This window comes from Mesorhizobium sp. M7A.F.Ca.US.002.01.1.1 (assembly GCF_004022955.1).
Taxonomy (GTDB): Bacteria; Pseudomonadota; Alphaproteobacteria; order Rhizobiales; family Rhizobiaceae; genus Mesorhizobium; species Mesorhizobium ciceri.
The window spans coordinates 1-8224 of record NZ_RZQE01000262.1 but is presented as its reverse complement, the minus strand read 5'-3'; the positions used below and the strand labels follow the sequence as shown (position 1 = coordinate 8224).

At 64.6% G+C, this 8224-nt stretch carries 6 protein-coding genes and 2 pseudogenes; 2 read left to right on the top strand and 6 right to left on the bottom strand.

Features of this window, described 5'->3' with window-relative positions:
- Both EN932_RS22585 and EN932_RS22580 read right to left on the bottom strand, forming a co-directional pair.
- A pseudogene (locus EN932_RS22585) lies at nt 1–323 on the bottom strand (ABC transporter substrate-binding protein); the annotation flags it as partial.
- 206 nt (nt 324–529) lie between these two features.
- Nucleotides 530–1219 (bottom strand): SDR family NAD(P)-dependent oxidoreductase, encoded by a 690-nt coding sequence (locus tag EN932_RS22580; RefSeq protein ID WP_024502571.1) that lies wholly within the window; start codon nt 1217–1219, stop codon nt 530–532.
- A 371-nt stretch (nt 1220–1590) separates the two neighbouring features.
- Here EN932_RS22580 and EN932_RS22575 point away from each other — a divergent pair, with 371 nt between their 5' ends.
- On the top strand, nt 1591–2706 hold the full coding sequence (locus EN932_RS22575) for an anhydro-N-acetylmuramic acid kinase (RefSeq protein WP_127369954.1): 1116 nt from the start codon (nt 1591–1593) through the stop codon (nt 2704–2706).
- On the opposite strand, the gene EN932_RS22570 is transcribed toward EN932_RS22575, so the two are convergent.
- Genes EN932_RS22570 through EN932_RS22560 form a run of 3 tightly spaced genes read right to left on the bottom strand, consistent with a single transcriptional unit; the run spans nt 2703 to nt 6468 of the window.
- Complete coding sequence (locus tag EN932_RS22570) at nt 2703–3125, bottom strand: GNAT family N-acetyltransferase (protein ID WP_128369077.1); 423 nt, start codon at nt 3123–3125, stop codon at nt 2703–2705. The genes EN932_RS22575 and EN932_RS22570 overlap by 4 nt on opposite strands.
- Complete coding sequence (locus tag EN932_RS22565; protein ID WP_128369076.1) at nt 3122–4513, bottom strand: sigma-54 dependent transcriptional regulator; 1392 nt, start codon at nt 4511–4513, stop codon at nt 3122–3124. Before EN932_RS22565 ends, EN932_RS22570 begins: the two co-directional genes overlap by 4 nt.
- On the bottom strand, nt 4510–6468 hold the full coding sequence (locus tag EN932_RS22560; RefSeq protein WP_063171603.1) for a sensor histidine kinase: 1959 nt from the start codon (nt 6466–6468) through the stop codon (nt 4510–4512). The genes EN932_RS22565 and EN932_RS22560 overlap by 4 nt, the downstream gene beginning before the upstream one ends.
- Nucleotides 6469–6637: 169 nt before the next feature.
- On the opposite strand from EN932_RS22560, the gene EN932_RS22555 reads away from it, so the two are divergent.
- Entirely contained in the window at nt 6638–7966 is a 1329-nt protein-coding gene (locus tag EN932_RS22555; protein WP_127370168.1) for a dicarboxylate/amino acid:cation symporter, read from the top strand.
- Between the two features lie 67 nt (nt 7967–8033).
- Here EN932_RS22555 and EN932_RS22550 read toward each other — a convergent pair.
- A pseudogene (locus EN932_RS22550) lies at nt 8034–8224 on the bottom strand (ROK family protein); the annotation flags it as partial.

Below are 8224 nucleotides of genomic sequence, written 5' to 3'. Positions count from 1 at the left end.
ATCGCCATGTCGGCCTGTCCGGAACTGACCTGTCTGACGATATCGTCGAACGTTGCGGCGGATCGGTCGAACACCGGCTCGACGCCAAGCGCCGCGGCGATGCCGTGGGCCAGTTCCATGTCTATGCCATTGTCCCCCGATCCGTCGGCCGGGAAGAACGGATTGGAAGCGAAGGCCGGCATTGCGATGCGCAAGGCATCGCCGCTCGCGATCGGCTTTGGGGCGTTCTCCGCCTGCTGTCCTGGAGTGTTGGCCGCCCGGGCTTGCGAGATCAGCAACCCGCCGCTCCCGGCCGCAAGCAGTGTACGACGTGTAACCGGCATACGCGTTCTCAATTAGACCGGGAAAGCCAGCAAGATGCACAACCGACGTTAAACAAACGTATATATTACACTGGGCTTTTTTATGTATCGGATAAGCAGCTCAGAGCCACAAAATATTAGTATCGCCTAATGTAAAAGGAGTGGCGGAAGGCTCGCGTTACTTCCCGCCAGGCGATCAGTTGGCCCCTAGGCGATCAGCTGCACTGTCAAAACGTCTCTGCCCAGGGCCGCAGCTCAAGCTCCGAGCTCCAGGCGCTGCGATGCTGGCGATGGGTTGTAAGATAGGCCTCGGCGATGGCGTCCGGCGATAGACGGCGGTCCGGCCGGCCGGGATCGGCCACCTGTCCGGGCGGCTCGATCTGGCCGTCGATGATGAAGTGGGCGACGTGGATGTTCTGCGGAGCGAGCTCGCGGGCCATGGACTGCGCCAGGCCGCGCAGGCCGAATTTCGGCATGGCGAAGCCGGCTGAGCCGGGAAATCCCTTCACGCTGGCGGTGGCCCCGGTGAACAGGATCGATCCGGAACCCCGCGCAAGCAGCCGGCGCGCCGCCTGCTGGCCGACCAGGAAGCCGCCATAGGCGCCGACCAGCAATGCCTGTTTGACCGCTTCGGCATCGAGCTCGGCGATCGGTCCGCGGGTGCGCGCGCTGGCGTTGAACACTGCAAGCGCCAGCGGGCCGGCCTTGTCTGCGGTGTCGAACAGGCTGGCGACGGACGCGACGTCGGCAACATCCGTCTCGACGGCCAGCGCACCGGTTTCGTCGGTCAGAGCGCTGAGCTTCTCGACATTGCGGGCGGCCAGAACCACGCGAAAGCCTTCCCGGGTGAGAAGGCGCGCAAGCGAGGCGCTCAGACCAGCGCCGGCGCCTGCAATGACGGCCACATCGGATGCCATGATTTTTCACTCCTTGCGGATTTCGGCGGAAGCGTTCGCCAGATCAGGCAAGGTCGCGCCTTCGGGGCTGACAGGCAAGAGGTGGCATCTCGGCGGTTGTTGAGCCAGACGGCTGCAGAACCGACGTTGCGCGGTCCAGCATCGCCTGTGGCGCTACGAAGGCCGTTCGGTCTTCAGCACCGAGACCGCCACTTCGACAGTGGCAAGGCTTGGACCTTGCCCGCCAACCGGATTCATCCGACCGATATTTTGACGGTAGGATCGTCAGGCTTCGCAAAGCTATCGGTGATCTCATCGATGGGGACTGGAGCATGGTCCCGAAAAGTGGGAAACGGTTTTCGGAAAAGATCATGCTCAACGAGGAAACGACTATGGAACCAATCTGGGCCGTCGGCCTGATGACCGGCACGGTGCTGGACGGCAACATCGACGTCGCGCTGATCAAGACCGATGGCGAGCAGATCGAGGATTTCGGCACCTATCGGCTGATGCCCTATCCCGCGTCGATCCGCTCGCTGCTGGAAGAGACGCTGACGGAGGCGCGGGCGTGGAATTTCGTCGGGCCGGAGCCGGCGATCTTCCGCACCGCGGAGGATGCCCTGACACGCGCGCAATCGGCGGCCGTCAAGGAGTTGGTCGAAGGCTGTGGCATGACGATGGCCGATATCGGCATTGTCGGTTTTCACGGCCAGACCGTTCTGCATCGTGCGCCGCAGGTTGGACGGCTGGGCCAGACCCGGCAGCTCGGCGACGGTGAGCTGATGCATGCCATACTGGGCACCAAGGTCGCATACGATTTCCGCTCGGCCGACATGCGCGCCGGGGGGCAAGGCGCGCCGCTGGCCGCGGTCTATCACACCGCGCTGATGCGCAGCGCCGGTGCCAATGGCGAGGTCGCCGTACTCAACCTCGGCGGCGTCGCCAACATCACCTGGTGGGACGGCGCTGACAATGTCGTCGCCTTCGACACCGGCCCCGCCAACGCGCCGCTCAACGATTTCATCAAGTCGAAGGCGCTCGGCGAGATGGACCGCGACGGCGCGCTTGGCCGGGCGGGAACGGTCGACGAGGCCCGGCTCGCCAAGCTGCTGCAGCACCCTTATCTGAGCAAAGCCTACCCGAAATCGCTGGATCGTTTCGACTTCGGTGCCGCGATGGCGGACGGCCTGAATGCAGAGGATGGTGCAGCCTTGCTCACCGCGTTCACCGCCGGCGCCGTCGGCAAGGCACTCGACCTCTTACCAAGCCGGCCTAAAAAGCTGGTGGTCAGCGGCGGAGGTCGCCATAATCCGACCATGATGGCGATGCTGGCCAGCCGCGCCGGCGTCGAGGTGGTGCAGGCCGAGAGCCTGGGCTGGAGCGGCGACGCGGTGGAGGCGGAATGCTTTGCCTTCCTCGCGGTTCGCGTGCTGCGCGGGCTGCCGATCAGTTTTCCGAGCACGACCGGCGCACCGCGGCCGATGCAGGGCGGAAAACTCGCCGGTTAAGCCAGTTTCTTCTGCAGGAAGATGCGGCTGCGGCCGACGGGGAAGTCGGCAAGTGTTCCAAAGGGCTGATAACCCTGGCGCTGATAGACCTTGGCGGCATTCGGATTGAAGGTGTCGATCCAGGCGTTTTGACAGCCGCGCGCCACCGCTTCATGTTCGGCCGCGTCCAGCATCTTGCCGGCCATGCGCTGGCCACGCAGCCGCTCATCCACCCAGAGCCATTGCACATAAAGCCATCCCCAGGCGGTGTAGCCGGAAATGCCGGCGACGACCGCGTCGGCGTCGTCGCGCACGAACAACGCAAGCGCATGCCTTTCGGACGCGCCGACATCGCCGTCGTTGAACGCCGTCAGCCTTTCGCTGAGAAAAGTGAGGTCTTGCGGCGAGGGATTTGCCGTCGTTTCCAGTGTCGTGTTCATCGCTTTTCCGAGATGGGTTGCGTATCGGCATCGCCGCCATTGCGAAATTCGGACGCGGCAATGCCGTAGCGCTTGAGCTTGTCATAAAAGGTCTTACGCGGCACGCCGAGCGCGTCGATGGCGCCGCGCACGTCGCCGCCATGGTCGCGCAGCGCATCGCGGATCAGTTGCGCCTCATAGTGGCCGACCCGTTCGGGCAATGCTGCCGCAGGCTCCGGCGAATGCGCGCGAACCGTTTTCGTCTCCTCGTCCGGGCCGAGACCGAGCGCGACGCGATCGGCGAAATGGGCGAGCTCGCGCACATTGCCCGGCCAGTCATGCGACTGGAGATGATCGCTGACGGCTGCATTCACCTTGGCGACAGGCCGGCCAAACCGTTCGGCCGCCTTGCCGAGGAAATGCCCGAACAGCATCGGGATATCGCCGCGGCGTTCACGTAGCGGCGGAATGCGCAGCGTCACCACGTTGAGGCGAAAATACAGATCCTCGCGAAAATCGCCGCGCTGGTCCGGCCGCCCGAGATCGACTTTGGTCGCCGCGACGACCCTGAGATCGATGCGCCGGATCTCGTTCGAGCCAAGCGGCGTGAGGCTGCGCGTTTCGAGCACCCGCAGCAGCTTGCCCTGGAGCGCAGGCGGCATGGATTCGATCTCGTCGAGAAACAGCGTGCCGCCGCTGGAATGCTCGATGCTGCCAATCCGCCGCCGCTGCGCGCCGGTGAACGCGCCCGCCTCGTGGCCGAACAACTCGCTCTCTATGACCGTCTCCGGCAGAGCGCCGCAATTCAGCGCGACGAAGGGTTTTGCGCGCCGCCGCCCCCATCGGTGCAGGAGGTCCGCCACCACTTCCTTGCCGGTTCCCGTTTCTCCTTCCACCAGCACATCGACATCCATGTCGGCGATCTGGCGCAAGGTCTCGCGCAACCGTTTGATGGCAGGCGCCTCGCCGATCAGCGGCAGGCCGTCGGCAGCCACTGCCGCGGCTTCGCGCAGCCGCCGGTTCTCCATCACCAGCCGCCGCTTCTCACTCGCCCGTTTCAGCGCCTCGACAAGGCGATCGCCGGCATAGGGTTTCGGGATGAAATCGTAGACGCCGTCCTTGAGCGCGGCCACCGCGAGATCGACGTCGCCATGCCCGGTGACCAGGATCACGGGTATATCCGGATCGATCGCCTTGATGCGATCGAACAGCTGCAGACCATTCATGCCCGGCATGCGGATATCGCTGACGACGACGCCCTCGAAATTCCTGTCGACGACGGCAAGTGCTGCCTCGGCGGCGTCGAGTGCGACCACCGTGAAGCCGGCAAGCTCGAGCAATTGCGTGGTGGCGTGAAGGAGGTCCGCATCGTCGTCGACGAGCGCGACCAGCCCTGATCCGTCTGTCATTCAATTCGCCTCAAATCGATGGTGAAGGATGCGCCGCTGCCATTGCCGGGATCGAGCCGCAGCGTGCCGCCCAATTCCTGGGCGATCTCCTGCGAGATCACCAGCCCCAGGCCAAGCCCCTTCTCCTTGGTGGTCTGGAACGGCATGAACAGATTGCCAGCCGCCTCCGGACCAAGGCCGGGTCCATTGTCGCGCACCGAAATCAGCACCCTGTCGTCGCGCTCGGCAAGTTCGATCTCGATGCGGGGATCGGGCTGGTCCTTCATCGCGTCCAATGCATTTTGCAAAAGATTGACCAGGATCTGCTCCAGCCGGATGCGGCTCGCCATGACCACCGGCGAGGCATTGCCGCGCGGCCTGACGATGGTGACGCCGGAATCGCGTATGCGGCCTGACAGCAGCGACAGCGCGCCGTCGATCGCCTCGCGCACCGGCAGCGGCGAAGCGGCGACGCCCGGCCGGCGGGCGAAAGTGCGCAAGGTGCCGGTGATCGCGCCGATGCGTTCGGTCATCGAAACGATCGATGTCAGATTGCCGCTGGCCGATCCGGTCTTGCCGCTGTCCAGAAAACGACCTGCATTCTCGGCATAGGTGCGGATGGCGGCGACCGGCTGGTTGATCTCATGCGCCACGCCGGCGGCGATCTGGCCGAGGATGGAAAGCCGGTTGGCCTGGGCGAGATCGTCGCGCAATCGGCGGACCTTGGCTTCGGCATTCTCGCGCTCGGCGATTTCGCCGGCAAGTGCGGTGTTGGAGCGCGTCAGCTCGGCCGTTCGCGTGCTGACCCGGCTTTCCAGTTCGACATTCATGCGCGCCAGCGCTTCCTGCCTTAGCCTGCGCGTTCGCCGGCGCCGGGTCAGCACGTAGGCAAGCAGGCCTAGAAGCAGCAAGCCCAGGAGCGTGGTCAGGCGCGCCGTATTGGCGGCCGAGGAGAGAGCAGCGTCGGCGGGCGTCAGCAGCCACAGACGCCAGCCTGGGACTGCACCGGGCAAATCCTGCACCACCTCGACGAACTGGCGTGGTTTTCCGGCGTTGTCGATCGTCGCCAGGCCATCGCCGGCGCCGCGTCTGAACGGCAGCGGCTCGAAGGCAGCATCGGCCAATTGCAGTTGCTCATGGGCGGCGGCCACGTCCTCGGCCGACAGTGGTGCCAGCGCACGAAACCGCCAGTCGGGCTGGCTGGTGGCCAGCACGACGCCTCGTTCATCGGTGACAAAGACAAGGAAACCGCTGGAACGCCAATTTGCCTCGACGCCGTCGAGCTCGACCTTCAACACCGCAACGCCAAGCGGCTTGCCGTTATCGTCGACGCGGCTCGAAAGGTAGAGTCCCGGCCGTCCGCTGATCGTGCCGAGGCCATATTGGCTGGCAGCACCTTTCGCCATCGCCTCCTGAAAATAGTGCCGGAAATTATAGTCGATGCCGACAAAGCTGGTCGGTTCGCCGGCATTGCTGGCTGATATGGCGATGCCTGCCGTATCGATGACATAGATGGCGGAGGCCGAGGCATCGCCGGCAATCGCCTTGAGCTTGTCGTTGAGGGCCGCTTCTTGCATCTTCCCGGCCCGGCGCAGCGCGCCCCGCACAGCATCGTCGCGGGCCAGCACCAAGGGAACCAGGCGCTGCTTTTCGATTTCGCCGGTCAGCGTTCCCGCCGCCAGCGGCAGAGCGGCAAGTGCTGTGTCGCGCAGATTGTCGGCCGCCTGGCCGGAGGCGATGCGCCCGGCGATGGCGATCGCGCCAGCCAGGACGGCAAGGGCTGCGACCACGGCAAGCCAGCGGCCATCGCGCAGCCGGGCCACCGCCTCGCGCAGCAACTCACGGCCGGCAAACCCTTGGGATTCGCTATCGGTGCCTGCCTGCGGCGTCTGCCCTCTCCCTTTTCTTCGCGGCTTTCCGGTCAGTGTAATGCGAAAATCCGCCCAGGCAAACGCCACTTGTGCGGAAATCCGCACAAGTATTGTCCGCGCGACCTCTGACAAAGGCGGAAATCCGCGATTCCGGCCTTTCCCCGATCTGGCACGACGCTTGCAAAACTGCTTTCAGCGGCGTGCGACCGGAGCGCCGCGATGGGAGAAGTCACGCAGGCGATCCGTTTTCGCCCATCCGGCCAGGGAGAGTTCGATGCACATCGCAGACCAATCAGGCGCGCTTGCCGCGCAGCGCAAACCTTTCTATGCCCAACTCTACGTGCAGGTGCTCGTCGCGATCACCGTCGGCATCCTGCTCGGCCATTTCTATCCGTCGGTCGGCGAGAGCATGAAGCCGCTCGGCGACGCCTTCATCAAGCTGGTCAAGATGATCATCGCCCCGGTCATCTTCCTGACCGTGGCAACGGGCATTGCCGGCATGAGCGACCTGCAGAAGGTCGGGCGTGTTGCCGGCAAGGCGATGCTCTATTTCCTCACCTTTTCGACGTTGGCGCTGATCATCGGCCTTGTCGTCGCCAATGTCGTGCAGCCGGGCGCCGGCTTCAACATCGACCCGGCGACGCTCGACGCCTCGACCGTCAACACCTACGCCGCCAAGGCGCACGATCAGTCGGTCACCGGGTTCCTGATGAACATCATCCCGTCGACCATCGTCGGCGCCTTCGCCGACGGCGACATCCTGCAGGTGCTGTTCTTCTCGGTGCTGTTCGGCATCGCGCTGGCGCTGGTCGGCGACAAGGGCATGCCCGTGCTCAACTTCCTGCAGGCACTGACGACGCCGATCTTCAAGCTGGTCAGCGTGCTGATGAAGGCCGCCCCCATCGGTGCCTTCGGCGCCATGGCATTCACCATCGGCAAATACGGCATCGGCGCGGTCATCAATCTCGCCATGCTGGTCGGCACCTTCTACGTGACGTCGTTCCTGTTCGTGTTCATCGTGCTGGGTGCGGTCTGCCGCTACAACGGCTTCTCCATCCTGTCGCTGATCCGCTACATCAAGGAAGAGCTGCTTTTGGTGCTGGGCACCTCCTCGTCGGAGGCCGCCCTGCCCTCGCTGATGGAAAAGATGGAGAAGGCCGGCGCCAAGCGCTCGGTGGTCGGCCTGGTCATCCCGACCGGCTATTCCTTCAACCTCGACGGCACCAACATCTACATGACCTTGGCGGCGCTGTTCATCGCACAGGCGACCAACATCCACCTGTCGATGGGTGACCAGATCCTGCTGCTGCTGGTGGCCATGCTCTCGTCCAAGGGTGCCGCCGGCATCACCGGAGCGGGCTTCATCACCCTTGCCGCCACGCTGTCGGTGGTTCCGGCGGTGCCGGTCGCCGGTATGGCGCTGATCCTCGGCGTCGACCGCTTCATGTCGGAATGCCGGGCGCTGACCAACTTCGTTGGCAATGCCGTCGCCACGCTGGTGGTGGCGCGCTGGGAAGGCGAACTCGACGAGGCCAAGCTGGCGAGGGCGCTGGCGGGCACGGCTGACGACAGCCTGCCGGCGGATGTCGTCCCCGCCGAGTAACCACGTGTGGCTTATGCGTAAAAGGCCGGAGGCATGCTGCCTCCGGCCTTTGTCATGCAGTCGCACGTCAGACGGTGCCGATCTTGCTCAGTGGTGTGTCCGGATATGTGCTTGGGCCGACAGGCATGCGGGCTGCCAAAGTGCCCTCGTCGTCGAACAGCACAAGGCTGGCGGCGCCGACGAGCCCAGCATGGCGGCCGAGCTGTGCTGGAACGACCGGTACGTCGCGATAGGCGCGCATGGCCCGCTGCCTGATGG

Bases quoted from the DNA above. Each gene is read 5' to 3' on its own strand.
- EN932_RS22580 (WP_024502571.1), bottom strand. From the start codon at position 1,219: ATGGCATCCGATGTGGCCGTCATTGCAGGCGCCGGCGCTGGTCTGAGC.
- EN932_RS22575 (WP_127369954.1), top strand. From the start codon at position 1,591: ATGGAACCAATCTGGGCCGTCGGCCTGATGACCGGCACGGTGCTGGAC.
- EN932_RS22570 (WP_128369077.1), bottom strand. From the start codon at position 3,125: ATGAACACGACACTGGAAACGACGGCAAATCCCTCGCCGCAAGACCTC.
- EN932_RS22565 (WP_128369076.1), bottom strand. From the start codon at position 4,513: ATGACAGACGGATCAGGGCTGGTCGCGCTCGTCGACGACGATGCGGAC.
- EN932_RS22555 (WP_127370168.1), top strand. From the start codon at position 6,638: ATGCACATCGCAGACCAATCAGGCGCGCTTGCCGCGCAGCGCAAACCT.